26 protein-coding genes are annotated in these 23,905 nt (G+C 45.8%); 19 read left to right on the forward strand and 7 right to left on the reverse strand.

Features of this window, described 5'->3' with window-relative positions; genetic code table 11:
• Positions 1 to 13 precede the first annotated feature (13 nt).
• From AC0QUU_RS07630 to AC0QUU_RS07640, 3 genes are read left to right on the forward strand one after another with little or no spacing between them, the layout of a single operon-like run.
• Positions 14 to 1,273 (forward strand): hypothetical protein, encoded by a 1,260-nt coding sequence (locus AC0QUU_RS07630; protein WP_474541831.1) that lies wholly within the window; start codon positions 14 to 16, stop codon positions 1,271 to 1,273.
• Entirely contained in the window at positions 1,236 to 1,469 is a 234-nt protein-coding gene (locus AC0QUU_RS07635; RefSeq protein WP_474541833.1) for a hypothetical protein, read from the forward strand. Before AC0QUU_RS07630 ends, AC0QUU_RS07635 begins: the two co-directional genes overlap by 38 nt.
• A complete protein-coding gene (locus tag AC0QUU_RS07640; protein WP_474541834.1) occupies positions 1,466 to 2,347 on the forward strand; it encodes a Cof-type HAD-IIB family hydrolase in 882 nt (293 codons plus the stop codon). Before AC0QUU_RS07635 ends, AC0QUU_RS07640 begins: the two co-directional genes overlap by 4 nt.
• A 148-nt stretch (positions 2,348 to 2,495) precedes the next feature.
• Here the strand turns inward: AC0QUU_RS07640 and AC0QUU_RS07645 are convergent, their stop codons facing one another.
• The 3 genes from AC0QUU_RS07645 to AC0QUU_RS07655 form a co-directional block, all read right to left on the reverse strand.
• A complete protein-coding gene (locus tag AC0QUU_RS07645; protein WP_474541835.1) occupies positions 2,496 to 2,747 on the reverse strand; it encodes a spore coat protein in 252 nt (83 codons plus the stop codon).
• A gap of 61 nt (positions 2,748 to 2,808) precedes the next feature.
• Complete coding sequence (locus tag AC0QUU_RS07650) at positions 2,809 to 2,991, reverse strand: hypothetical protein (protein ID WP_474541836.1); 183 nt, start codon at positions 2,989 to 2,991, stop codon at positions 2,809 to 2,811.
• A gap of 83 nt (positions 2,992 to 3,074) precedes the next feature.
• Positions 3,075 to 3,779 carry a gamma-glutamyl-gamma-aminobutyrate hydrolase family protein gene (locus AC0QUU_RS07655; RefSeq protein ID WP_474541837.1) on the reverse strand — a complete coding sequence of 235 codons (705 nt, stop codon included), beginning with the start codon at positions 3,777 to 3,779 and terminating at the stop codon, positions 3,075 to 3,077.
• A gap of 159 nt (positions 3,780 to 3,938) precedes the next feature.
• On the opposite strand from AC0QUU_RS07655, the gene AC0QUU_RS07660 reads away from it, so the two are divergent.
• Positions 3,939 to 4,928, forward strand: coding sequence for a dipeptidase (locus AC0QUU_RS07660; protein WP_474541838.1), 990 nt, complete (start codon positions 3,939 to 3,941; stop codon positions 4,926 to 4,928).
• 122 nt (positions 4,929 to 5,050) lie between these two features.
• A complete protein-coding gene (locus AC0QUU_RS07665; RefSeq protein WP_474541839.1) occupies positions 5,051 to 5,872 on the forward strand; it encodes a C39 family peptidase in 822 nt (273 codons plus the stop codon).
• Positions 5,873 to 5,953: 81 nt separating this feature from the next.
• Here AC0QUU_RS07665 and AC0QUU_RS07670 read toward each other — a convergent pair whose 3' ends face one another.
• Positions 5,954 to 7,186, reverse strand: coding sequence for an argininosuccinate synthase (locus AC0QUU_RS07670; RefSeq protein ID WP_474541840.1), 1,233 nt, complete (start codon positions 7,184 to 7,186; stop codon positions 5,954 to 5,956).
• Between the two features lie 287 nt (positions 7,187 to 7,473).
• On the opposite strand from AC0QUU_RS07670, the gene AC0QUU_RS07675 reads away from it, so the two are divergent.
• The 10 genes from AC0QUU_RS07675 to yajC all read left to right on the forward strand — a co-directional run bounded on the left by AC0QUU_RS07675 (position 7,474) and on the right by yajC (position 15,694).
• A complete protein-coding gene (locus AC0QUU_RS07675; RefSeq protein WP_474545539.1) occupies positions 7,474 to 7,638 on the forward strand; it encodes a DeoR family transcriptional regulator in 165 nt (54 codons plus the stop codon).
• 211 nt (positions 7,639 to 7,849) lie between these two features.
• The gene (locus tag AC0QUU_RS07680) at positions 7,850 to 8,983 is read left to right on the forward strand and encodes a tetratricopeptide repeat-containing glycosyltransferase family 2 protein (RefSeq protein WP_474541842.1); all 1,134 of its coding nucleotides are present in this window, start codon (positions 7,850 to 7,852) and stop codon (positions 8,981 to 8,983) included.
• A 25-nt stretch (positions 8,984 to 9,008) separates the two neighbouring features.
• A complete protein-coding gene (locus AC0QUU_RS07685; protein WP_474541843.1) occupies positions 9,009 to 10,001 on the forward strand; it encodes a spore surface glycoprotein BclB in 993 nt (330 codons plus the stop codon).
• 464 nt (positions 10,002 to 10,465) lie between these two features.
• Positions 10,466 to 10,942, forward strand: coding sequence for a PTS N-acetylgalactosamine transporter subunit IIB (gene agaV, locus AC0QUU_RS07690; protein WP_474541844.1), 477 nt, complete (start codon positions 10,466 to 10,468; stop codon positions 10,940 to 10,942).
• Between the two features lie 40 nt (positions 10,943 to 10,982).
• Complete coding sequence (locus tag AC0QUU_RS07695) at positions 10,983 to 11,813, forward strand: PTS mannose/fructose/sorbose/N-acetylgalactosamine transporter subunit IIC (RefSeq protein ID WP_474541845.1); 831 nt, start codon at positions 10,983 to 10,985, stop codon at positions 11,811 to 11,813.
• Entirely contained in the window at positions 11,803 to 12,804 is a 1,002-nt protein-coding gene (locus AC0QUU_RS07700; RefSeq protein ID WP_474541846.1) for a PTS system mannose/fructose/sorbose family transporter subunit IID, read from the forward strand. Before AC0QUU_RS07695 ends, AC0QUU_RS07700 begins: the two co-directional genes overlap by 11 nt.
• 143 nt (positions 12,805 to 12,947) lie before the next feature.
• A complete protein-coding gene (locus AC0QUU_RS07705) occupies positions 12,948 to 13,598 on the forward strand; it encodes a hypothetical protein (RefSeq protein WP_474541847.1) in 651 nt (216 codons plus the stop codon).
• Between the two features lie 54 nt (positions 13,599 to 13,652).
• A complete protein-coding gene (agaF, locus tag AC0QUU_RS07710) occupies positions 13,653 to 14,081 on the forward strand; it encodes a PTS galactosamine/N-acetylgalactosamine transporter subunit IIA (RefSeq protein WP_474541848.1) in 429 nt (142 codons plus the stop codon).
• Positions 14,082 to 14,155: 74 nt separating this feature from the next.
• Entirely contained in the window at positions 14,156 to 15,337 is a 1,182-nt protein-coding gene (locus tag AC0QUU_RS07715; protein ID WP_474541849.1) for an SIS domain-containing protein, read from the forward strand.
• Positions 15,338 to 15,409: 72 nt separating this feature from the next.
• Positions 15,410 to 15,694 (forward strand): preprotein translocase subunit YajC, encoded by a 285-nt coding sequence (yajC, locus tag AC0QUU_RS07720; protein WP_474541851.1) that lies wholly within the window; start codon positions 15,410 to 15,412, stop codon positions 15,692 to 15,694.
• A gap of 107 nt (positions 15,695 to 15,801) precedes the next feature.
• On the opposite strand, the gene AC0QUU_RS07725 is transcribed toward yajC, so the two are convergent.
• Entirely contained in the window at positions 15,802 to 16,995 is a 1,194-nt protein-coding gene (locus AC0QUU_RS07725; protein WP_474541853.1) for a helix-turn-helix transcriptional regulator, read from the reverse strand.
• Positions 16,996 to 17,138: 143 nt separating this feature from the next.
• Here AC0QUU_RS07725 and nagA point away from each other — a divergent pair, with 143 nt between their 5' ends.
• Positions 17,139 to 18,293, forward strand: coding sequence for an N-acetylglucosamine-6-phosphate deacetylase (gene nagA / locus AC0QUU_RS07730; RefSeq protein ID WP_474541854.1), 1,155 nt, complete (start codon positions 17,139 to 17,141; stop codon positions 18,291 to 18,293).
• Between the two features lie 23 nt (positions 18,294 to 18,316).
• Positions 18,317 to 18,928: a hypothetical protein gene (locus tag AC0QUU_RS07735; protein WP_474541855.1), complete on the forward strand. Its 612-nt coding sequence runs from the start codon at positions 18,317 to 18,319 to the stop codon at positions 18,926 to 18,928.
• Between the two features lie 159 nt (positions 18,929 to 19,087).
• Here the strand turns inward: AC0QUU_RS07735 and fba are convergent, their stop codons facing one another.
• Positions 19,088 to 19,939, reverse strand: a complete 852-nt coding sequence (gene fba, locus AC0QUU_RS07740; RefSeq protein WP_474541857.1) for a class II fructose-1,6-bisphosphate aldolase — start codon at positions 19,937 to 19,939, stop codon at positions 19,088 to 19,090.
• Positions 19,940 to 20,106: 167 nt separating this feature from the next.
• Here fba and AC0QUU_RS07745 point away from each other — a divergent pair, with 167 nt between their 5' ends.
• Both AC0QUU_RS07745 and AC0QUU_RS07750 read left to right on the forward strand, forming a co-directional pair.
• Positions 20,107 to 21,432, forward strand: coding sequence for a class II D-tagatose-bisphosphate aldolase, non-catalytic subunit (locus AC0QUU_RS07745; RefSeq protein WP_474541858.1), 1,326 nt, complete (start codon positions 20,107 to 20,109; stop codon positions 21,430 to 21,432).
• Between the two features lie 100 nt (positions 21,433 to 21,532).
• Entirely contained in the window at positions 21,533 to 22,942 is a 1,410-nt protein-coding gene (locus AC0QUU_RS07750) for a redoxin family protein (protein WP_474541859.1), read from the forward strand.
• Positions 22,943 to 23,115: 173 nt separating this feature from the next.
• On the opposite strand, the gene AC0QUU_RS07755 is transcribed toward AC0QUU_RS07750, so the two are convergent.
• Positions 23,116 to 23,805, reverse strand: a complete 690-nt coding sequence (locus AC0QUU_RS07755) for a GrpB family protein (RefSeq protein WP_474541860.1) — start codon at positions 23,803 to 23,805, stop codon at positions 23,116 to 23,118.
• Positions 23,806 to 23,905 lie beyond the last annotated feature (100 nt).

The raw sequence follows: 23,905 nt of genomic DNA on the forward strand, positions 1-23,905 counted from the left end.
GAGGTCGCGGAATATGAAAAAAGGCTGGATGATTCTCAGTGTTATTTCAGCACTGATTTCAGGAATGCTTATCTATGAAGGCGCCGTGCTGTTTCTGCGATATATGGACCGGAGGATGGGACTTCTGGTTGCTGTTTCGGGAGCGGCTGTCGCCGTACTGTTTGTTTTCTGTATATTTGAAAGCTTCTGTAAAAGTATCTGGAATAAAAGTACTGCAGATGAGGACGGTATGTGGAGTCCGGATAAAGACGGAGAAAGCATCACAAAAGAAATCCGGATGGAATTCCTTCTCACCTGTATTTCCTTCGGCTGCGCGGGGATTGGAATACTGCTCTATCGGCTGCGGTTTCATTCTATTTTTCAGATATACCTGTATACACTTCTGTTCGTCGGGGTTGTTCTGATTATAGCGGCGGGAGGTATGTTCTGGATCACTTCAGGCAGAGCGCGGGAGAGAGAATTCCGGGACAGGATTCTTTCAGGAAAAGACAAATGGAAAGAAAAGGGCTATGTGTCCCGGGACAAAACCGCCGGGGAGCTGTTCAGAGTAACGGCAGATGGAAAACTAGCAAATCTCCAGGCGTGGGGAGCAGGGGCAATCCTTCTTGTGGGGCTTTATCTTCTGGACATTATCCGGAACGCAAACCTGGGTCTTCTGGCGGCAGGAATGGTGATGTATATTATACTGAATCTGGCAGTGCAGTGTATTTCTCTTTTTCGGGCGCTGAAGGGTACTGTGGACGTACTTGGCCGGGGTGATACAAAAACAGTTCTGGGATTCTTTACAGTATATTATGAGCGGACGGAGGGAAGGCTTTTCAGCCTGCCGCCTCAGATGCAGGTATATGCAGTAGCCGCGCTGTGCGATCAGGAGGCATACGGTGATGCGCTGGAACTTCTGAACACTATCCGGAGAAAACCGAAGTTGGAAGCTTATTTTCAGCAGTATGCGTGGGTATGCGCTCAGGGACTGGGAGACAGGCAGGGATGCAGCAGGGCTCTGGAACTTCTGAAAGAATCTATGAAGTATCTGAAAGGGAAAAATCTGGAAGCAATGCAGCAGCAGGTTCTTTTGTTTCAGAACTATATGGAAGGAAACTGCAGCGAACTGATCCGGGCGGCTCAGGATGAGAGTAAAAATGTTATTCAGAAAAGGACAAGACAGAGGCTGGCGGAAGCGGCCATGAAGCAAAAGAAGGAAGAACAGAAAATTCCGGAAGAAGGAGAAGTATGCGATGACAGAAAATCAGGAGAAGAGGCTGGAGCAGTTTGAAAAAATGCTTCAGTCTGTACAGACAGAATATAAAAGTATCGTACGGCAGATGGAGGAACTGAAGAAAAAAGGAAAGATCAGATCTGTTACGTATCAGCAGCTGATGACAAGGAAACTGACTTATCAGAATATGATTTCTATGTATGAATTGTATGATCTGGCAGAAAAGGATGACAGAGAAAGGGAAAATCGATGATAAAACTGCTTGCTGTTGACATGGACGGTACCTGTCTTAACGGAAAGAGCCGTATTACTGCCAGTACAATTCAGGCGTTAAGAGAAGCAGCACGGGCAGGAATAACAGTAGTTCCGACTACCGGCCGCAATCTGTTTTGTCTGCCCCATCGGCTTGCGGAAGGCACTCTTTACAGTGCGCGATCAGAGGAAGGGCGGAAAAACGCGGGATTGTTCCGTTATGTGATTTCTTCCAATGGAGCCAGAGTTACAGACATTCGGGAGAGGACAACTCTTTTCCGTGAAATGATTCCAAAAGATACCGCAGTATCTCTTCTGGAAAGATGTAAAGGGCAGCGGCTTATTACAGCTTCTCATATTAATAACAGATATCTGCTGCAGGGACGTGCGGCTGCAGCTGCCGGACGTATTATATACGGCAAGGACGCGAAAGGGATATACTGTGTCAGAGATATGGCGCAGATGGTGAAAAAGAGCGCTTTTCAGACGGAAGAACTCCAGTTTTATTTTTTTACAAAGCGGGACCGGCAGAGGCTGGAAGCTTTACTTTCGCTTTATCCGGATCTGACCGCGGCCTATACGTCTGTATATGCGGAAGTGTTTTCAAAAAATGCCGCAAAGGGAAGAGCTCTGGAAGTCCTGGCCCGGCAGCTGGGAATTGCGAGGGAGGAGACGGCATGTATCGGAGACGGGGAGAATGATTTGTCCATGTTTGAGGCGTCCGGATTGAGTATTGCCATGGGAAATGCCTTTGAGGGCCTGAAAGAAAAGTCAGATTATGTGACTTCTTCAAATAACCGGGACGGAGTCGCGAAGGCGGTGAAAAAGATTCTGGACGCAGAACGGTTCGTTCGCCGTTTCAGATGTGCAGAGGATTAGGGAGATTGCGAACAGAGGCTTTGAAGCTTTTTTCAGTCTGCTTTTTCACAAAATAAACTGCCGGCTTCGGGAAGGCTGTGTTGTACAGCGGTGTTCCGGGGCCGGCAGTTCTGATTATCCGTTTGACGGAAAAGATACTGAAAAAGGATTATTTTCCGGGCTGCAGAATTGATTTTACATGACTGATTTCGTCCTGTGTAGCTTTTGCGGCCGGGATATAATAGCTTCGTTCTCTGGCGGCATCATACATCTTTTCCTGAGACATTTCACACTGGTTACGCATCTGTTTTAAGCACTGCTTCAGTTCTTTGTTTTCTGTCTGGGGAATCATATCTCCGAACATTTTAAGCTCTCCGTTAATTCCGACAAGCGCGTCGGATACCATTGTTTTTTCGTCCATTTTTCCACCTCATTATAAATTTTTTTATCTGGGAAATAAATCTGCAGAGCAGTGTTCTGTTCTACAGAAATTTCATCAGTTCCTGTTTGTTTTTCATGGCAGAGTCTGCGGCATCCTGAAACAGCTTTTTAAGCTCAGGATCCTGAGTCTGTGAAGCATAATCTGTCATCTTGCAGTGGGTTGTAGAATAGCCGCCGATCAGGTGGCGCAGGTTCTGCAAATCAAGAATTGAAATTTCTGACATGGTAAAAACCTCCTTGTATATAAATTGTATTTCAGAGGCTATTATGTCCCGGAGAAAATGGATTTATGCATCTCATTTACGGATCAGACAAGCCGGGATCTGGAAATAAATTCCTGAAAGAGCACGCGCATTTCCCGGCTGGTGCGGTACATACATTCCGGATGCCACTGAACACCTGCTGCAAAGGGGTGATCCGCTATTTCGACCGCCTCAATGGTTCCGTCTGAAGCCCGGGCGGTTACAGATACTCCCTTTCCGGGATTGTTGACTGCCTGGTGGTGATAGCTGTTGACCAGAAGAACGGGTCCTGCACAATGCCGGATCAGGCTGCCCCGTTCTGTGCGGATCCTGTGGCTGACATCACTGCGGGAAGGGGACTGCTGCATGTGATTGATAGTATTTCCGGGGATCAGAGACAGATCCTGCCAGATTGTCCCGCCGCATGCCACGCTGAGAACCTGCATGCCGCGGCAGATTGCCAGTACCGGTTTTCGGGAGGCCAGCACCTTTTTCATCAGACGGATCTGGAACAGATCTACAGTGATACTTGTCTGTCCATTTCCTTTTTGCGGTTCCTGTCCGAAGAGGAGAGGAGTGATATCTTCACCTCCGCAGAAAAGAAAACCGGAGCACAGTCCGATATACTGGTCGAGAACAGCATCGCTCCGGACCAGGGGAAGAATCAGGGGAAGACCGCCGGAATACCGGACAGACTGAATATAAGGATTGGTGACAAACTGACGGTTTCCCATAAAACCGCATGTAACAATTCCGATAGATGGCTTCATATTATCCTCCTTTTACCGGGTATATTTCAGTATACTAGAATATGTAAAAAGGAACCGGTTTATTCATATCCTGCCCGGCGGGATGTATATGATATAGCTGAGGAAAAGTTATTTTGCATGCAGTCACAGGAGAAGGACCATCTGAAAGAGGGATTATAAATGAAATGGATTGATATGCACTGCGATACATTAAGTGAAATAATCAGACAGAGAAAGGAACTGAAGAGAAATGATCTGTGCGCAGACCTGGAACGGCTTCTGCGGGGAGGGGCGGGCGCGCAGTTTTTTGCCTGTTTTGTCAATGCTGCCAGGTACGGACTGAACACAAAGGACGCAGATGAAAAAATGATCTGGGATCAGGCGTACCGGAATGTACTTTCCATGATCGGACGGGCAAAGAGGGAACAGAATGAAAGGTTTGAAATAGCCGTTGAACCGGAAATGATTCAGAGACAGCTGTGGGAGGAAACGGATGAGTCCGAAATCCTTTACGGTATACTTACAGTGGAAGAAGGCGGTGTGCTCAATGGCAGAATGGAACGGCTTGGAGAGCTGTATGACAGAGGAGTCCGGCTGATGACTCTGACTTGGAACTATACAAACTGCATTGGCAGTCCGAACAGCAGAAATCCTGCTGTTATGGAAAAGGGGCTGACTGAGTTCGGGATAAATGTGATCGAACAGATGAATGATAAGGGGATGATTATAGATGTATCTCATCTGTCGGACGGGGGATTCTGGGACTGTATCCGTTACAGCAGAGCACCGATTGCCGCATCCCATTCCAATGCCAGAATGCTCTGCCGCCATCCGAGAAACCTCACTGACGAGATGCTTCACGCTCTGGGTGAGAAAGGCGGCGTTGCAGGGGTGAACTTTTACTCACCTTTCCTCAGAGAGAAAGGCAGAGCGCAGCTTTCGGATCTGGTACTTCATATCCGGCATATGGTGAACTGCGCCGGTGAAGATGCGGTAGCTCTTGGAAGTGATTTTGACGGTTTTGACCCGGCGGACTGTCCTGAGGGCGCCGGCAGCGTGCTGGATGTCGGAAAGGTACTTTCTTCACTGGAAAAAAACGGTTTTACCCAGAGGCAGATTGAGAAAATCGCCCGGGATAATGTGCGAAGGTTAATAGAAGATACATGGTGAAGGGAAATGCCCGGATAACCTGTAACCTGATGTGACAGAATTTCGTAAATCTTAAGATTATTTTTCAAAAAATCGCTGATATGGAAAGGTATAATATCTCTTTGAAAAGGAGGAATTATACCATGACAGAAGATCAGCGGCGACGGAACGGAAAACAGCTGTACAGAAGGAAGCGCAGGCGGCGCCGGATCAAACTGTTGCTCTGTTTTCTTGTACTGGCAATTCCGACAGTTACGGTGGGAATTCTGATAAAAAATCAGTTTGGTGATCAGATCAGGCTTGTTGGGATGGGGATGACGAATGAAAAGGTCCGGCAGGTTATGAGCCGGTCGGAGCAGTATCCTGATGAGCTTCTGGAATTGCTTGCCGATAATGAGGAAACAGTGGATTTTGTCCTTGATTATCCGGAAAAGAAAGATGCGGCTCCGGCAGAAACAGTTGGAGATGTTGTGAAAGGACAGATCCCGCTTCTGCTTCAGTGGGATGAGCGGTGGGGGTACGCCATTTACGGGGACGACATGATTGCCGTCAACGGGTGTGGTCCTACGACGATCTCGATGGTGGCGGCCGGGCTGACAGGGGATAATACAATTACCCCTTACAAAGTTGCGCAGTTTTCGGCAGAAAACGGATATTATGCGGGGGATTCCGGCACAAGCTGGGCGTTGATGACAGAAGGAGCGCAGCAGTTTGGAATATACGGAGAAGAACTGGGGCTAAGCGAAGGGGAGATATATTCCGCGCTGGAAAGCGGGCATCCGATTATCTGCAGTATGAAACCCGGTGATTTTACAACTACAGGACACTTTATCGTACTTACGGGAACAGAAGCCGGAAAGATACGGGTAAATGACCCGAACAGCAGGATAAGAAGTGAAAAACTATGGGATTACAGCACGCTGGAGTATCAGATTAATAATCTGTGGGCGTATTCTCTTATATAGACAAAAAAGACGGAACTCAGTCAGGTGCTGTAATGACTGAGTTCCGTTTTTCAGTTGATTTCAATGCTTTGCAGAGATATTTTATTTCTGATTTTCTTTTGCCAGCTCCTGCATCTTCATGGCACGAACCTTAAGCGGCAGGCCGAAGAGGGTGATGAAACCATCCGCGTCGTGGTGATCGTACATATCGCCGGTAGTGAAGCTTGCAAGTGATTCACTGTACAGAGAGTAGGGAGAAGTCTCGCCGGCTTTGATAATGTTGCCTTTGTACAGTTTGAATTTCACTTCTCCTGTTACATACTGCTGTGTTACATCTACAAATGCGCGGATTGCCTCGCACAGCGGTGTGAACCATTTTCCCTCATATACAACCTGGGCAAGTTTATTGCCCATTTCTTTTTTCACTTCATATGTAGCGCGGTCAAGGATCAGCTCTTCGAGCTGCTGATGCGCTGCCATCAGGATCGTTCCGCCGGGGGTTTCGTATACACCGCGGGATTTCATTCCTACTACGCGGTTTTCTACAATATCAATGATGCCGATTCCGTGTTTCCCGCCCAGCTTGTTCAGTTCCATGATGATCTCAGAAACTTTCATAGACTTTCCGTTAAGCGTTTTCGGAATGCCGGCTTCAAATGTCATAGTTACATATTCGGGTTCATCCGGCGCTTTCTCCGGGGATACGCTTAAGACAAGAAGATCGTCATAATTTGGTTCTACAGACGGATCCTCCAGTTCCAGACCTTCGTGGCTGATGTGCCAGAGGTTGCGGTCGCGGCTGTAGCTGTGTTTTGTATCGAAAGGCAGGTCGATGCCATGCTTTTTGCAATATTCGATTTCATCTTCACGGGACTGCATTGTCCAGATATCGGTCATACGCCACGGCGCAATGATCTTAATATCCGGCGCAAGAGCCTTGATGCCAAGTTCAAAACGGATCTGATCATTTCCTTTTCCTGTTGCTCCGTGACAGATAGCGACAGCGCCTTCCTTTCGCGCGATTTCCACCAGCTTTTTCGCGATAGCCGGACGCGCCATGGAAGTTCCCAGCAGATACTGGTTCTCATAGACCGCGCCTGCCTTTACACAAGGCATAATAAAATCATCTGCAAATTCGTCTACAATATTTTCGATATATAATTTAGATGCTCCGGAGAGTTTTGCTCTTTCATCCAGGCCGTCCAGCTCTTCTCCCTGTCCGCAGTCGATGCAGCAGCATATAACGTCATACCCGAAGTTTTCCTTCAGCCACGGAATGATTGCTGTTGTGTCAAGTCCTCCTGAATATGCCAAAACTACTTTTTCTTTACTCATTTCTGATAGCCTCCTGAATGTATTTGTATTAATTTTGCCATCCGCGGATACGGATGGCAGTTTTTGTTTATTTTACTGCTTGTGCAAGCTACAACCTACTATACACCAGAAGTTATAATTATGCAAGAGAAAATTATAAAAAAGAAAAATATACATAAAATGTACATATAATGCATAAAAATGCAATTCTGTTATTGAAAAATGCATAAATATCTGTGCCGGAATATTCGATGAACTGTGTGTCCGTTGCAGTATCTGGCCGGCTTCAATTTCCCGATGTGTCAGAGATGACTCTGCGTACGGATCTGAAAGTTCTGGATGAGGAGAAGAAGATCCTGCGTGTCCACGGATGCGCGAAATCCGTGCGGGTCATTATCGGGACCGATGATTTTTTAAACCGTAAATCGCAGGTGATTGTTCTGATGGATTCCTCACGGAACAACATATTATAGAAGGAACTGTTAAAAGGATTCAGGATCATGTGGATCTGCAATAGCAGACTGCGTGGGCTTGATTTTTTTGTGCGTTAAAATTTCGTTTTTTTAGGAAAAGACATAAGAGAGAAAGCGAGGGCACCGATTTCAGCAGACAGGCATAAACTGAGATATGGGAGTTGAAAATGAACCGGAACGAAGGTGTTCCGGCTAAAGGAGCAGTGATTTTATGATATCGATCAGCCTTTGCATGATAGTAAAGAATGAGGAGGATATATTGGCCAGGTGTCTGGACAGTGTAAAAGAGCTGGTAGATGAAATTGTAATAGTAGATACAGGATCGACGGACGGCACAAAAAAGGCGGCAGCACAGTACACTGATAAGATCTTTGATTTTGTGTGGCAGGATGATTTTGCCGCAGCAAGAAATTTTGCTTTCCGGAAAGGGAGTAAAGATTACCTGATGTGGCTGGATGCAGATGATGTGATACCTGTAAAAGAAGCGGAAAAATTCAGAGAAATGAAAAAAAGCATATCAGAGAATGTGGATGTAATTATGATGCCCTATGCTGCAGCCTTTGATGAATCCGGAAATAGCATATTCACATATTATCGGGAGAGAATTGTGAGAAATGGTGCCGGATATATGTTTAAAGGACGGATACATGAAGTTATCCCTCCATCCGGTAAGATATTTTATTCTGATATACAGGTTGAGCACAGAAAAGCAAAGGCAGGTGACAGCGGCAGAAATCTGAGAATCTATGAAAATATGAAGCTGCAAGGAGAAGCATTTGACAGCAGAGATCTCTATTATTATGGGAGAGAGCTGATGTTTCACAGAATGTATAAAAAGGGAGCGGAGGTTTTGGAAGATTTTCTCCAACGCACGGATGGATGGGTGGAAAACAGGATAGATGCCACACGCCAGCTTGCAGCATGTTATTACGCAATAGGTGAGGATGAGAAGGCATTCAGCTCTCTGACACGTGCATTTGCATTTGATGTTCCGAGAGGAGAGACCTGCTGCGACATAGGGAGACATTTTATGGACAGGGGAAAATACAAGCAGGCGGTTTACTGGTATACGCAGGCTCTCAGCGCGAAAAAGGCAACACAATCCGGCGCATTTATAGAGGAAGAGTGTTACGGTTTCCTTCCTGCAATATCATTATGCATATGTTATGACCGGATGGGAGACAGAGAACAGGCATATCAATATAATGAACTGGCTGGAAGCTACAAACCGGAGTCGCCGTATTATTTGAAAAACAGGGAGTATTTTTCCCGCATTCAGGGAGAAATCCGGGAGATCGGACAGAAGCGCGCGGCAGACGGGCAAAAACAGAATCCTAACATATAATGATTATGAAAGGAGGAGAGAAAGTATGATTGGGTTTAGAAAGAAACGAACGAAAGAAAGTGAAATACAGGAGCAATCGAGTGAAAAACAGGAGGAAGCTGTTTCTGCCCAGGGAAGCGGACGGTGCCAATGGACTCCGTTTGGATGTCATCAACCCTGTCCCCCGCGTCCCTGTGGATGCAGCGGCTCTATGGGTCCGACTGGTCCAACGGGTCCGACTGGTCCGACTGGTCCAACAGGTCCGACGGGTCCAGGAGGAGCGACAGGAGCAACAGGGGCAACAGGCCCGACGGGTCCGGGAGGAGCGACAGGAGCAACAGGCCCGACAGGCCCGACGGGTCCGGGAGGAGCAACAGGAGCAACAGGCCCGACGGGTTCGACCGGTCCGACAGGCCCGGCAGGTTCAGACGGAGAAGACGGGGAGGATGGTGCTACCGGCGCTGCGGCAACAATACAGGTTGGCTCTGTAACGACAGGTGAACCGGGCACGGAAGCGGCGGTAACGAACAGTGGAGACGAGAACAGTGCAGTTTTTGACTTTGTAATTCCGAGAGGTGAAACAGGAACGTGCGAAGACTGCGATAAGATTCCGGAACTGCTGTCGGCATATTCCACTCCGCCCCAGCAGGGATCTGCCGGAGGAAAACTCATTTTTGACAGAAATGCGGTAATCAGCGGAACAGCAATTACTCATACTGTGAACAGTACGGATGTAGTGATCCGTCAGCCGGGATTCTATTTTGTAACGTTCCACGGAACATTGGCGCCGGTGAAAAAGACGGATTTCCCGCTAACGATTCTTCTGTATCTGCTGCAGCAGGGAAATCAGGTGCCGGGAACCGGAATCCAGCATACATTCCACACCTCTTCTGAAACGGCAAATGTTGCATTTTCTCAGATTATAGAGGTGGATACTGTACCTGCTGTATTACAGATGATCAGTCAGGGAGGCGTTTTCTTCTACAGTGGAATTACAATAACAGTACAGAAAATCGCAGATCTGAATACGGTGAAATAAAATAGAATCTAAGTAATGCATCTGAGAAAACTATCAGGTTAACGGATACCGGGAAATGATCTTTATTCTACAAGGGAATTTTCCGGTATCTCTGTTTCAGGGAGAATACTGCTGTTATGACAGAACGGAAATGCAGTCCGTCGCAGATAGAAACAGATTATAGTGAAAAATATAAAAATATACAAAGTACGCACGTGATAACGCATGGGGAATGTTAAGGAGTTGTTTCTTTTGTGGCAAAGAAAAGAAAAATAAATAAATTTTTTGTTCAAATTATATAATCAAAAATGCAAGAGGATGCATAAAAAGTGCAAACTTATCAGCTGAAAGTCTGGTATAATGAACAATGTAAGCAGATGTTACCTCTCAGGGCATTAAAGTGAGGTACTTGTTGAAAAGGCATGAGGAAAGGGGCTTTGACCTGTCCGATGATGCTAAATATTAAAAGAAAGGGGGATGCGAGCATGCCAGATATTCGATTGACAAGAATTGACAATCGACTGATTCACGGCCAGGTGGCAACACAGTGGTGCGGCGTTGTAGGCGCAAATCTTCTGCTTGTTGCAAATGATGAGGTTGCCGGGGATGAATTCCGTCAGGGACTGATGAACATGGCTGCGCCGTCTTATGCGCAGACACGATTCTTTACTCTGGAAAAGACAATCAACATTATTCACAAAGCTTCTGCGAATCAGCATATTGCAATTATCTGCGAGTCGCCGCAGGATGTGCTCAAGCTGGTTGAGGGCGGTGTACCGATCAAAAAAGTAAATATCGGAAATATGCACATGGCTGACGGCAAACGTCAGGTGGCAACTTCGGTTGCAGTTGACGATGATGATGTTGCAACTTTCAGAAAGCTGCAGGAACTGGGTGTGGAGCTGGAGATTAAACGTGTTCCGGACACACCGGCAGAAAACATCGAAAAATTATTCAAATAACTAGAACAGGTTTTATTGGTTAAACAGGAAAGGAGTAGACATGGATATTTCAATTATTCAGGCAATTCTGGTCTTTGTGGTTGCTTTTATCATGGGCATCGACCAGTTCAGCTTCTTAGAGTCTCTGTACCAGCCGATCGTTACCTGCCCGATCATCGGAGCTATCCTTGGTAACTTCGAGCTTGGTATTGTGGTCGGCGGAGCTTATCAGCTTATGCAGATCGGAAGTATGCCGATCGGTGGAGCACAGCCGCCAAACGCGATTATGGGTGGAATTATGGCGACCGTATTTGCTGTTTCTCTTAATATGGAAGCAACGGCAGAGGGTGTCGGCGCTGCGTTAGGTCTTGCGGTTCCGTTCGCTGTATTCGGACAGTATGCAGTAACACTGACATTTACATTTATGTCCGGTATGATGGCTAAAGCTGATAAATGTGCAGAAAATGCAGATGTAAAAGGTATCCGCAATATCAACTTCCTTGAGATGGGAGTTCTGGGATGTCTCTTTGGTATCCTGGCTGTTGCAGGTCTGTACGGCGGCACAGCTCTTGGTGATGCGCTTCAGAACTTCGCACGTGATTTCTCATGGGTAATGGCTGGTCTGGATGCAGCAGGCGGCGCAATGAAGTTCGTTGGCTTTGCTATCCTGATGAAAGTTATGATGTCCAACGAGATGTGGGGATTCCTTCTGGCAGGTTTCGTTATGGCACTGCTTTGCAGCGCGAATGCGACAACTTCCGGAGCAACGCTGCTTCTGTGCGCATTCGTTGGTGTTGCAATTGCACTTTATGACTTCTCAACACAGACAAAGATCAAACAGAATGCAGGCGCAGGCGCCGGTTATGTAGGAGGTGACCAGGATGGCATATAATATTCCAGATAAATATCAGGACCTGACTCCGGCACCGCAGCTGGATAAGAAGACGTTAAATAAGATGGTTTGGCTGTCCTGTTTCTTACAGGCATCCTTCAACTATGAAAGAATGCAGGCTTGTGGATGGCTCTGGGGTATACTTCCCGGCCTTCAGAAGATACATACAAACAAGGAAGACCTGAAAGCTTCTATGGCGCACAACCTGGACTTCCTGAACACGCACCCGTTCCTTGTAACATTTGTAATGGGTATTGTTCTTTCTCTTGAGCAGAACAAAGCTGATACAAAGACGATCCGTTCCGTACGTATTTCCGCGGCTGGTCCTCTTGGCGGTATCGGTGACGCTCTGTTCTGGCTGACACTTGTTCCGATTACGGCAGGTCTGACAGCAAACATGGCTATGGAAGGCCAGATTATCGGAGCAATTCTGTTCCTGCTCATTTTCAACATAGTTCAGTTTATCGTTCGTTTCGGTCTGATGTACTGGTCTTATGGACTGGGAACAAAAGCAGTTACACTGCTGACGGCAAATGCAAAAGAGTTCACACGTGCGGCAAGTATTCTTGGTATCTTCGTAGTCGGCGGTTTGATTGCAAACTACGGTTCAACAACTGTACGTCTGATTGTCGGTGAGACACAGATCAATATTCAGAGTCTGCTGGATGGCGTTCTGCCTAAGCTGATTCCGCTTCTGATCACACTCGGTATCTACGCTCTGATCAAAAAGGGATGGACACCGGTCAGATGTATCGTTCTTATTCTTGTAGTTGGTATCGTAGGATGTGCATTCGGTATCTGGTCAGGTAACTCTCAGGTTACAGACGAAAATGGAAATGCGCTTCTTGGCGGATATACTCCTCTTGTAGAGTGGTATGAGTATCCTGAACCTGCTCCGGCAGAAAAGACTGGTCAGGAAGCTTGGGATGCATTGAACACAGTAGTTGATGCACTGCAGGATGCAGGCATTGATGTGAGCATGCCTGAATAGGCCGTATTGGACATGAAAATGGGAAGACTGTGTATGCAGGACTTTCTGAAATGAACTAAAACCGGCTTGCGAGCCGCAGGAAAGCGAGGGGAGGGATTTTAATCCCCCCCTCCTATTATTCTACAGAGAAATCAGGTGGCTGTTTGAGTACGATAACAATTTTTATTGCAGCGGCAGCGCTCGTGGGGTACCTGCTCTTTCAGGGTATTAAGAATTTTCAGCTGCGCAGCATGAACACAGGACTTAAAAACCGGGACAGTGATTTGGTTGCCCGGGTGGCAGATATGGGGATTTCCCGAAAAATTCTCGGGGAATATGTCTGTGATTTATATAAACTGAGAGTTTATTATCTGACAAAAGAAGAGGAGAAATTTGAGAAAATACTTCGCCATATGATTGGTACAAAATATTCCCGCGCAGACGACAAGGAGAGTTTTCTGGAAACATATTTTCATACGTTTCTTCTGAAGGGCAACCGGAAATATGCAGACTGGCTTCTTGAAGAAATCAGGAAAACCGGAAACGAAAAGTTTATTCATTATAATGAAGAATGTTATGAAGTGATGCTGAATAAAAGAAGCGATCTGATTGATTCTATGGTGGAGGATGTAAATTCCAAGCGTTACTATGGATTCGCGCTTGGCGCAATACTGTTTATGGTTGCAGAACAGTATTCATATCTGGGGGATGATGAAAATGCACTTTTGTATATGCAGAGTGCCAAAGCGTGTCTTCATCCCAAGGCTGTTTATATGCCCGCTGTTGACAAATATCTCAGAGAAGCAGAAGCGTGAGAAATTTCCGGACGCACGGGTGTGCTGAACATGTTTTAGAACAGGAGAGAGATTATGATTGGATTATTAGTTACAGGACATGCAAATTTTGGTTCCGGTATAACCAGTTCCGTGAATCTGATTGCAGGCGAGCAGGAAGCATACCGTTATGTGGATTTCCTGCCGACATATAGTACAGAAGATCTGACTCGGGAGATAATGAAGGCGCTGGAAGAATTAAAGGATTGTGAAGGCATTATAATTTTTACGGACTTAATGGGTGGAACTCCGTTTAATGTTTCAGCACAGATCGGACGTGGAAAAGAGAATATCCGTATTGTTGCAGGTACAAATCTTCCCATGCTTGTTGAAATTGTAATGTCACGAAAGTTTATGGATGATTTGGACGGACTTGTGGACTCTGTTCTTGAGACAGGCAGAGAGCAGGTTGTAAAATACGAATTCAAGCAGGTAGTACAGGAAGAGTCAGAGGACGGTATCTGATGATATCTGCATATTATAGAACGGTTTGATAGTCCGGCTTATCCGGACAGAGTTTATGAAAGGGGAAATGTAACATGAGTACAATTTTTGGTATTACGCCGGAAAAGATGCAGGAAACTTCTTCGACGTATACAGTCAGTGAAATTTATCAGCAGCCTGCTACATGGGAAAAAACATGCAGACAGATCGAGGAACATAAAGAGGAAATTCAGAAATTTATTGATCAGGTAATCACTCAGGAGGATTTTGATGTTGTTCTCACGGGAGCCGGCACCAGCGAGTTTGTGGGAAATGCACTGTTTCCGCATCTGACCGGTCTTCTGAATTATAAAGTGAAATCTTATGGTACAACAGATATTGTCGCTACACCGGAAGCATATCTGTCACGTACAAAACCTACGCTGCTGATCAGTTTTGGCCGGTCCGGAAATTCACCGGAATCTGTAGGAGCAATTGACGCTGCTGAGAGTGTATGTGATCATGTATATCATCTCTTTGTGACCTGCAATAAAAACGGGGCATTATCAAAACGCGCGGATACAACAGATAACTGTTACGCCATCAATCTGACGGATGAGACACATGACCAGAGTTTTGCCATGACGTCCAGTTTTTCTAATATGTATCTGGCAACTTACCTGTGCTTTCATCTGAACGAACTGGATGATGTTCTTGCGAAAGTACGTAAAATTGCAGCGGCAGGTCAGGATTTTCTGGATAATAAATATGGAATTGCACAGAAAATTGTTGACGATTATGATTTTAAACGTATCGTTTATCTTGGAAGCAATACTCTGAAAGGAACTTCTCAGGAATCTGCTCTTAAGATGCTGGAGCTTACTGCAGGAAAAGTTGTCACTATGTATGACACGCCCCTCGGATTCCGTCATGGTCCGAAATCGATTATTGATGATACTACAATTACGGTTGTATATCTGAGTGATGATCCGTATACAAGACAGTATGAGGTGGATCTGATTAAAGAAATGAGCGGACAGCGCAAGGGAAATAAGATTGTTGCTGTAATGAGCAGTCAGGATGAAGCGGTGGCTGCGCTGGTAGATTATACAGTTGTATATGGTCTGAATGAAGAATATGAAAATGTTCAGCTTGGCCTGGACTATATTTTGTTTGCACAGACACTTGCAGTGCTGAAATCACTGTCTCTGTCTATTACACCGGATAATCCGTGCCCTACAGGCGAAGTAAACAGAGTAGTTAAAGGTGTTACTCTTTATCCATATACAAGAAAATAAAACGACTGAAAAATGGAGAACATGGTTTGCCCTGCGGCAAGCCATGTTCTGGCAAGGAGGATAAATAATAGTATGAATCAAGTGACCGTCATTATATGGAGCTGTGTTACAGTAGGTGTTCTGGTTGGTATATGCGCAATTATACTTGCTTTTATATCAGCAAAGAATATGAAAAGAAACCGGGAAGCTATGAAAGAACTGCAGGAAGGAATCAAAGTCGGGGCGAAGATTCTTTTCGCGGGAGGAATTTACGGCAAGATCGTAAGAATTAAGAACGATGTAATTGATGTGGAGATCAATAAAAGCACTGTGATACAGATATCCAGATACAGTATTCAGGATGTGATCACTGATTAAACTGCGGCAGAAGGAACGGATGAATGGGGGAATATCCGTTCCTCTGCTTAAAACTTTTATATTGGGTGCGGAGATGCGGCAGAAATTCAGCCTAAAATGTGATGCTGTTAATCTCTGGAAGCAGAATTATTTTTTGACGAATTCTGATTTTCGGCAATCTTTCTGGCATAGGCGCTGGGAGTAGTATTAAAATATTTTTTGAACAGCCTGGAAAAATAGTGAATAGAGCTGAATCCCAGCATATAGGCGATTTCACTGATCGTATACTGGTTTTGACGGATCAGTTCTTTACTTTTCTGCAGTTTGATATTCAGCAGATAATTTTTCGGAGAACTGTTCAAATGTGTTTTAAACAGAGCCTGCAGGGAAGAGCGGGATATGAAGAACTCATGGCAGATTTCTTCAATAGTAATTGGCTCGGCGATGTGTTTGTTCATAAAAGCCAGAATTTCAGAAAGAAGATCGTTCATGGAAAGTCTGGCGTCGGACAGCAGTGTTTCATGGCTGGTTTTCTCATAAAACTGCATGAGAAGCAGAAGAGCTTCCTGCAGATAACAGACCATAAGGGTTCTTGTATAGTAAGAATTTGCGAAACTTTCAATAAGAAGTTTCCAGAGAATCTGCTGCAGTTCGCTTGTACAGTGAAACGGACGATTGAGAATGTGCAGAGGCTTCCTCTGATTTATATCAAAAACAGTAGTCAGATAAGAACAAGTCGACTCGATGCTTATATCTGCTGTTTCTGAGTGATACAGAATCAGATCATGAGACTGAAGGACATATGTTTCCGATGAAAGTGTGACGGCGAGACTTCCTTCATATACATAAAGCATTTCGCAGGATTTGTGAGACATTTTTGTAAGTCTGCAGTGTTCGGACTGGCTTGTGAACCAGCAGTCCAGAATCCGGCGCACATGAAAAGGAGCAGATACCGGCTGATAGGTGTAGGGCGCTGCGAGTTCAACCAGCTGAACCGGTATTTGCTGAGGTATAATAATATGCCATGTCAGGGGTGTGGACAGAGGAATCAGATTGAAATAAATGTTCGGTTTGAGCCTCAGGTTATGCCTGACGGAAAAAGTTTCTACATCGTCCATATTCGGAGAACTTGTAATCAGAAGCCTGAAAAGTCCGGGAGGACACTCGATATATACTTCACATGGAAATACAAACAGATCCGTTATTTTGGGGGAAGATGATGTGATTTCCCGTCGTGTCAGACTGAGTTTTGTGATGTCAACCGGTTCATTATAGATTGAGCCAAATGGTTCAAAACTGTTTTGATTTGTTTGATTTATCATGTATATATTCCCCCATATTCTGCAGATAAATGTTGTTGTTTGTACATTTAGAATTATAATATAAATTTGTGCAAAAAGCAAGGCGTAAGGAGCATGGACTTTATCTTAGAACAGATCTGTTTTTTAGAAAAGGAGGCAGGGAAATGATTATTCAGAGCAGAAAAGTTTGGTTTGCAGATCAATTTGTTGAAGCGCAGATTGAAGTTGCGAACGGGAAAATTGTAAATATTTATAATTATAGCGAAAAACCGGTGGATTATGACTATGACAGCAACTGGATTTTGCCGGGCTTTATTGATCTGCACTGCCATGGCGCATATGGTTTTGATACGAATGACGCTGAGGAGGAAGGCCTGCGGAACTGGGTGCGTAATATCGTAAAGGAAGGGGTCACCGCTCTTCTTCCCACGACAATTACACAGAGTGAGGAAGTCCTGACAAATGCACTGAAAAATGTTGCGAAAGTGGTAAGAGAAGGTTATACTGGAGCAGAGATCCTGGGGATTCACTTTGAAGGTCCTTATCTGGATATGAAGTATAAAGGTGCACAGCCGGAGCAGTATATCAGAAAACCGTCTGTTGAGCAGTTTAAAAAGTATCAGGAGGCGGCAGACGGTCTGATCAGGTATATTACTATGGCAACGGAAGCGGATGAAGATTTTGCTTTGACCCGCTACTGCGCGGAGCATGGAGTTGTGGTAAGCATCGGGCATTCGGCGGCGACAAGTCAGGAGGCTGCTCAGGCATTTGCCCATGGAGCCAGGTCCATGACACATGTATATAATGGAATGACTCCATTTAATCATCGGGCAAACGGACTGGTGGGAGCTGCCTATCGTATGAAGAGTATGTATGGCGAGATTATCTGCGACGGCAATCATTCCACACCTGCTGCGCTGCATCAGTTTTTTGAAGCAAAAGGGCCTCACTACGGAATGATGGTCAGTGACGCGCTTATGGCAAAAGGTTCTCCTGCAGGCTCTAAGTTTATATTTGGCGGAAATGAGATAGAAATATATCCGGACGGCAGCGCACATCTGACATCGACAAAGGGGCTGGCCGGGTCTACTCTTCATATTAATGACGGTCTCCGTATTCTGATTGAGGAAGCACTTGTACCTGTTGATACGGCAATTAATTCCTGCACAAAGAATCCGGCGGCATGTCTGCGGGTAGACGACAGAAAAGGAGCGATTAAAGTCGGACTTGACGCGGATCTTGTGGTCCTTAACCGGGATTATCAGGTGCTGCAGACATACTGTATGGGCAGCCCGATGCTGAATGAACAGACAGACTAAAATGAAAGACGTGGAAAGAGAAAATGAGCAAAAAAAACAAATCAAAACCAGTAGAAAAAATCCGCCTTTCCGGCAGAAATATTTATACAGATAAGAAAGGCCGTACCATATATTACGATTTTGTGACCAGGCAGGGATATCTGATAGAGAAAAAGAGTGAGAATTCTGCGCAGTTTTATAAAAATCGTCTTGTTGTTATCCTGTTTGCGGCGATTCTGTTTGCAGGTACATTTCTGACATGGATACAGGCAATAATCGCATGGGCGGTTATGATGGCTGTCGCAGAAGTGATGTTTCGCCGTTCTTTTCTGAAAAAGCTGGAAAAAGTTACAGATGTAGATTTTGAAAAACGTGTTTCTGCACTTCAGTACACTGTGGAAAACAAGGAAAAGGGCAGAATCATTCTGCTGGCGGTTTTGTATTTTGCACTGGCCGTACTGGTTGTGCTGAATGCATATATGGAGAAATACTCTCTGGAACTACTGATCCTGAGCGGCGGCATCGCCCTTGTGGGAATATACTTCAGCATACTACATGTTGTGGCGCTGATAAAATTAAATCTGGACAAGGAAAAAAATCAGCCTGCAAAACCTGGAATTTCTCAGCCCTCCCGGAAAAAGCGTAAAAAGAGTTAATAAAAAGTAAGTAAAAACAGCAGAACTTCCTGTTGTGCAGGCCTGATTCTAAGGCTGCGAAAGGAAGTTCTGCTGTTTTTATATAATTCGGAGGGATGCTCCTTTTTCTATGAGTCCGGCGGCAGATCCCGGAGACGGACTGGATGTCAGATGCAGAAATCAGGCGCGTCCTTCAGATCCGCATACACTGATCTTTTCTTTTACCAGAGCAACTACGTTTTCAATTCCCTCTTTGCCGTATTTTTTCGGGTCAAATACATCGGGATTCTCACCAAGGTATTTCTTGACTCCATTACTGAATGCGATACGGAGTTCTGTAGCAAAATTGACTTTACAGATACCAAGAGTAATCGATTCGCGAACCGCATCATCCGGAACTCCGGATGCTCCGTGAAGTACAAGAGGAATGGAAACGACATCGCGAATTGCGCTTAAGCGGTCGAAGTCAAGCTTCGGAATGCCTTTGTACAGACCATGAGCAGTTCCAATAGCCACTGCCAGAGAATTTACCTCCGTGCGTTCTGCAAATTCTTTTGCCTGCTGAGGATCTGTATATGGTGAATCATCAGCTGCTTCCAGATCATCTTCTTTCCCCCCCACTTTGCCAAGCTCGGCTTCTACGCTGATGGCGGAAGGCGCACATGCGTCTACTACCCGGCGAGTAAGAGTGATATTGTCCTCAAAAGATTCGTGAGAACCATCGATCATAATGGAAGTATAGCCCGTACGCAAAGCCTGCATAGCCAGCTCGAAGCTGTCGCCATGATCAAGATGCATGGCAACCGGTACAGAAGCCCTTGCTGCAGCAGTTCGGACCATTGCAAGGTAGTAGTCCAGCCCTGCATATTTTATTGTAGAAGGGGTTGTCTGCATGATAACCGGGGATTTCATTTCCTCGGCGGCTCTGAGAACTGCCATTACCATTTCCATGTTCTCTACATTGAAGGCTCCAACGGCGTAGTGCCCTTCCTGTGCTTTTAAAAGCATTTCATTTGTCGTAACTAATGCCATAGAAATAACCTCTCTTCTTAGTGTTTTCTTTCCTCAGTATAGCACAGAACCTCTGCATCTGTCCCTTCAATTTTTACTTTCCTAAAAAATGCAAATGTTTGTTTAATAAATCCAACGTATGGCCTATTCCAAAGTGTTAGGATGAAAACAAAAAGGGGGAATTTACGATGCGTCAGAATCCATTAAAAAGAATTGTGGAACTTCAGAAACAAGGAAAAAATGTGGGAATTTATTCTGTATGCAGTGCGAACGGGTATGTGATTGAAGCGGCACTGAAAAGAGGTCTTTCGGACAATTCCTGTGTTCTGATCGAGAGTACGGCAAATCAATGTGATCAGAACGGCGGTTATACGGGGATGAAACCGGCTGATTTCAAAAAATATGTCCTGGATATCGCTGAGAAAAACGGGTTTGACCAAAACAGGATCTTTTTAGGTGGAGATCATCTGGGGCCGCTGACTTTTGCCTATAAGGATGAGCCGGAAGCAATGGCAGATGCGGAGGAACTGATCCGCCACTATGTGAGCGCGGGGTTTACGAAGATTCATATTGATACCAGTATGAAAGTAAACAGTGACGATCCGGATGTCCGTCTCTCAGATGAGATTATTGCGGGAAGGGGAGCTCGTCTGGCTCAGGTTGCGGAGAATACATACAGACAGCTTGCGGAAAAGGATCCGGATGCCATACCGCCTGTATATATCATAGGCAGTGAAGTTCCCATTCCGGGCGGCGCTGTGGGAAGTGAAGACAACGGTGTTCAGGTTACAAAAGTGGAAGACTTTAAAAACACGGTGGCGGCATTTAAAAATGCATTTCAGAATGCAGGGCTTGGCCAGGATGTCTGGGATCGGGTCATTGCTGTTGTTGTACAGCCCGGTGTGGAGGAAAAGGACAGTGGATGCACAGAATATGATCGTGAGAAGGCAAAAGATCTGATGGCATCTATTAAAGAATTTCCGGGTCTCGTATTTGAAGGCCACTCTACAGATTATCAGACTAAAATCAAGCTGCGCGAGCTGGTGGAGGATGGAGTCGGCATCCTGAAAGTAGGGCCGGGGCTTACTTTTGCCATGCGTGAAGCTATGTTCGCATTGGAAAATATTGAGAAAGAGCTTCTTTTCGGAACAAACACCGAGCCCAGTAAATTTGCGGAAACACTGGATGCAGAGATGCTGAAAAATGATAAGAACTGGAAAAAGCACTATCAGGGAACAGAACTGGAACTGCGCCTGAAGAGAAAGTATTCTTTCTCTGACCGCTGCAGATATTATATGCCGGTGCCGGAAGTGGAAAAAGCTGCGGACCGTCTCCTTTCTAATCTGCGGACAACAGGAATTCCCCTGAATCTCTTAAGCCAGTTTATGCCGATACAGTATACAAAGGTCCGGGAAGGCCTCCTTGAAAATGATCCGGTAGCCCTGATCGAGGACCGGATTACGAATACAATAGACGAATACCTGTATGCGACACATCAGAGGGAATTAATGTGACAATGTTACAGTGCTTTCAGCCGGAAAATGTTATACTGTAGAAAACATTCCCCGGAATCGCGGGAAATTGGAAGAACAATGAGAACAGGAGATTGACAGAATGGGATTTACAGTAGAAACCGGGATATCGGCGGCAGCAGTTTTTGTACAGGGTCTGTTAAGTTTTTTCTCACCATGCGTGCTGCCGCTTGTACCTCTGTACCTGAGTTATCTGGCCGGCGGGCTGAATCTGGCGGCAGAAAGCGAAAACAATCAATCCGGTGTGATGCCCGGAATTTCGGAAAAGCGGGGGAAAGGTGGAAAGCGGCTGCGGCTGTTTCTTCGGGTTCTCTGTTTTACAGTTGGTATCAGCGGCGCGTTTTTTGTGCTGGGTCTGGGGGCTTCCGCAGCAGGCAGTTTCTTCCGGGAACAGCGGATGCTTTTTGCGCGGATCGGCGGTATCCTCATTATTCTGTTCGGCCTGTATCAGATAGGCGTGTTCGGCAGTTCCAGATTATTGGGAAAAGAACACCGAATTCCGCTTCGGCTGGAAAAAATGACTATGTCACCGGTGACTGCTCTGATTATGGGATTTACATTCAGTTTTGCCTGGACGCCCTGTGTGGGACCCGCTCTGACCAGTGTGCTGCTGATGGCGGGAAGTGCGCAGACAAGTTTCAAAGGTTTTTTGTTGATCGGTGTGTATACTCTGGGATTCATCCTTCCGTTTCTGGCAGCAGGAATCTTTACGGCGCAGCTGCTGGGCTTTTTCCGGAAACATATGAAAGTGGTTCGTTATACGGTGAAAATCGGAGGCGCAATCATGATTGTCATGGGAGTTCTGATGTTTACGGGAAAGATGAATGATATTACCGGATATCTGTCGGCTTTTCAGAGCAGCGAAGATGTCGGGGATGACGATTCAGACGGAGAAGATACAACCGATGCAGAAGGAAACGGTACAGAAGGGTCCGGTGACAGCGGGGAAAAGGAGCGGACCGGTTCAGAAGACGGAGATGGGGCCGACAGTGGTTCCGGTGGGACGGACTCGGATGAAGACGCGGAAGATGGGGATGCTTCAGCAATTCCGGCTCCGGGTTATGACATGGAACTGACAGATCAGTTCGGAGAAGTTCATACTTTGTCCGAATATAAGGGAAAGGTGATTTTCCTGAACTTCTGGGCGACATGGTGCGGCCCCTGCAGAAATGAAATGCCGGATATCCAGAAACTTTATGAAGAGTATTCTGCCAAAGGAGAAGATGCGGAAGCGGTGATTCTCGGAATTGCTGGGCCGGAAATCGGACAGGAAGGAACCCGGGAAGAAATTGCTGATTTTATGAATGAGAACGGGTATACCTATCCGGTACTGATGGACGAAACAGGGGAACTGTTCAGTCAGTATGGAATTTCGGCCTTTCCGACTACGTTTATGATCGACAGGGAAGGAAATGTGTACGGCTATGTTACCGGACAGATGACGGAAGACATTATGCGGAGCATTATAGACCAGACTCTGAACGGGCAGTGAAAGATCTGAGAAAAGAACATCCGGGGAATAATGGCATAAAAAGAAAACATGCAGACAGATTATAAAAAATATCTGCCGGAAGGAGAGCTGCGCTGCGGCACGATTCCGGCAGATATTTTTTGTACTGGCGACCGCTTACAATCCCGGAATGTGCATTTTGGTACTTTCGGTGATTATGAGGATGAGTCGGAATTTTTAATTGAGTCGTAGATCAGCCCTGCTGTCAGTCCGAAACAAAGACCGAGACTCAGCCCCATTCCTGTATTGCCGGACAGAGAACCGAAAGAAATGCCCAGGGCGCATCCGAAACAGAGTCCGAGAGAAAGGCCCGTACCCGAACGGTTCTGGACTTCCTGCCACTGAAGGGCTTTCTGCTCCAGCTCTTTCATATATTCATCCTTTCCGTTGCAGTAGCCGTCGTTGTCATAGGGAAATTCTGCGGCAAGTTTCTTCTTCAGGCTGCTGTATTCCTCCGCTTTGTCCGGGTGGGCGGCAAGATAATCCTTTACAGCCAGATGCCGCTGAATGTCTGTCTGATTACTCAGCTCAAAGATATGGATATGGTGGGTGCGGTTATCGCCCCCTTTGGCATAGAACCGCCTGCCTGGAATGCCGAATTCACCTCTGCATTCATAACCAAGGGCTTCAAATTCTTTATTATGTGCGTCGACCAGAGAGATATCCCTGACGACAGGCATAATGTCGATAACCGGTTTGGCAGGCATGCCTTTTACGGAGGTACTGCCAATATGGTAAACGGCCTTACAGTTTTTGCCAAGTATGGAACGGATTTTCTTTGATTCACTTTTAAACATATCTGCCCACTCCGGGCGGTAGTCGACAACTTCTATTTTCCTTGCCATAGTCTGTTCCTCCTGAGGGATTACTTAATATATAGTATAAATAGAAACGGAAGGAAAGACAATCTTCTTGCGGAAAAGTTGGTAAAAGAAGGAATGTATA

Source organism: Mediterraneibacter sp. HA8405 (genome assembly GCF_056148955.1).

Coding starts and splice junctions, on each gene's coding strand:
- AC0QUU_RS07735 (WP_474541855.1), top strand. CDS start 18,317: ATGAGCAAAAAAAACAAATCAAAACCAGTAGAAAAAATCCGCCTTTCC.
- AC0QUU_RS07650 (WP_474541836.1), bottom strand. CDS start 2,991: ATGTCAGAAATTTCAATTCTTGATTTGCAGAACCTGCGCCACCTGATC.
- AC0QUU_RS07660 (WP_474541838.1), top strand. CDS start 3,939: ATGAAATGGATTGATATGCACTGCGATACATTAAGTGAAATAATCAGA.
- AC0QUU_RS07640 (WP_474541834.1), top strand. CDS start 1,466: ATGATAAAACTGCTTGCTGTTGACATGGACGGTACCTGTCTTAACGGA.
- AC0QUU_RS07670 (WP_474541840.1), bottom strand. CDS start 7,186: ATGAGTAAAGAAAAAGTAGTTTTGGCATATTCAGGAGGACTTGACACA.
- AC0QUU_RS07675 (WP_474545539.1), top strand. CDS start 7,474: ATGACTCTGCGTACGGATCTGAAAGTTCTGGATGAGGAGAAGAAGATC.
- AC0QUU_RS07695 (WP_474541845.1), top strand. CDS start 10,983: ATGGATATTTCAATTATTCAGGCAATTCTGGTCTTTGTGGTTGCTTTT.
- agaV (WP_474541844.1), top strand. CDS start 10,466: ATGCCAGATATTCGATTGACAAGAATTGACAATCGACTGATTCACGGC.
- AC0QUU_RS07655 (WP_474541837.1), bottom strand. CDS start 3,779: ATGAAGCCATCTATCGGAATTGTTACATGCGGTTTTATGGGAAACCGT.
- AC0QUU_RS07635 (WP_474541833.1), top strand. CDS start 1,236: ATGACAGAAAATCAGGAGAAGAGGCTGGAGCAGTTTGAAAAAATGCTT.
- AC0QUU_RS07645 (WP_474541835.1), bottom strand. CDS start 2,747: ATGGACGAAAAAACAATGGTATCCGACGCGCTTGTCGGAATTAACGGA.
- AC0QUU_RS07750 (WP_474541859.1), top strand. CDS start 21,533: ATGGGATTTACAGTAGAAACCGGGATATCGGCGGCAGCAGTTTTTGTA.
- AC0QUU_RS07715 (WP_474541849.1), top strand. CDS start 14,156: ATGAGTACAATTTTTGGTATTACGCCGGAAAAGATGCAGGAAACTTCT.
- nagA (WP_474541854.1), top strand. CDS start 17,139: ATGATTATTCAGAGCAGAAAAGTTTGGTTTGCAGATCAATTTGTTGAA.
- AC0QUU_RS07700 (WP_474541846.1), top strand. CDS start 11,803: ATGGCATATAATATTCCAGATAAATATCAGGACCTGACTCCGGCACCG.
- AC0QUU_RS07630 (WP_474541831.1), top strand. CDS start 14: ATGAAAAAAGGCTGGATGATTCTCAGTGTTATTTCAGCACTGATTTCA.
- fba (WP_474541857.1), bottom strand. CDS start 19,939: ATGGCATTAGTTACGACAAATGAAATGCTTTTAAAAGCACAGGAAGGG.
- AC0QUU_RS07745 (WP_474541858.1), top strand. CDS start 20,107: ATGCGTCAGAATCCATTAAAAAGAATTGTGGAACTTCAGAAACAAGGA.
- AC0QUU_RS07685 (WP_474541843.1), top strand. CDS start 9,009: ATGATTGGGTTTAGAAAGAAACGAACGAAAGAAAGTGAAATACAGGAG.
- agaF (WP_474541848.1), top strand. CDS start 13,653: ATGATTGGATTATTAGTTACAGGACATGCAAATTTTGGTTCCGGTATA.
- AC0QUU_RS07665 (WP_474541839.1), top strand. CDS start 5,051: ATGACAGAAGATCAGCGGCGACGGAACGGAAAACAGCTGTACAGAAGG.
- AC0QUU_RS07725 (WP_474541853.1), bottom strand. CDS start 16,995: ATGATAAATCAAACAAATCAAAACAGTTTTGAACCATTTGGCTCAATC.
- yajC (WP_474541851.1), top strand. CDS start 15,410: ATGAATCAAGTGACCGTCATTATATGGAGCTGTGTTACAGTAGGTGTT.
- AC0QUU_RS07755 (WP_474541860.1), bottom strand. CDS start 23,805: ATGGCAAGGAAAATAGAAGTTGTCGACTACCGCCCGGAGTGGGCAGAT.
- AC0QUU_RS07680 (WP_474541842.1), top strand. CDS start 7,850: ATGATATCGATCAGCCTTTGCATGATAGTAAAGAATGAGGAGGATATA.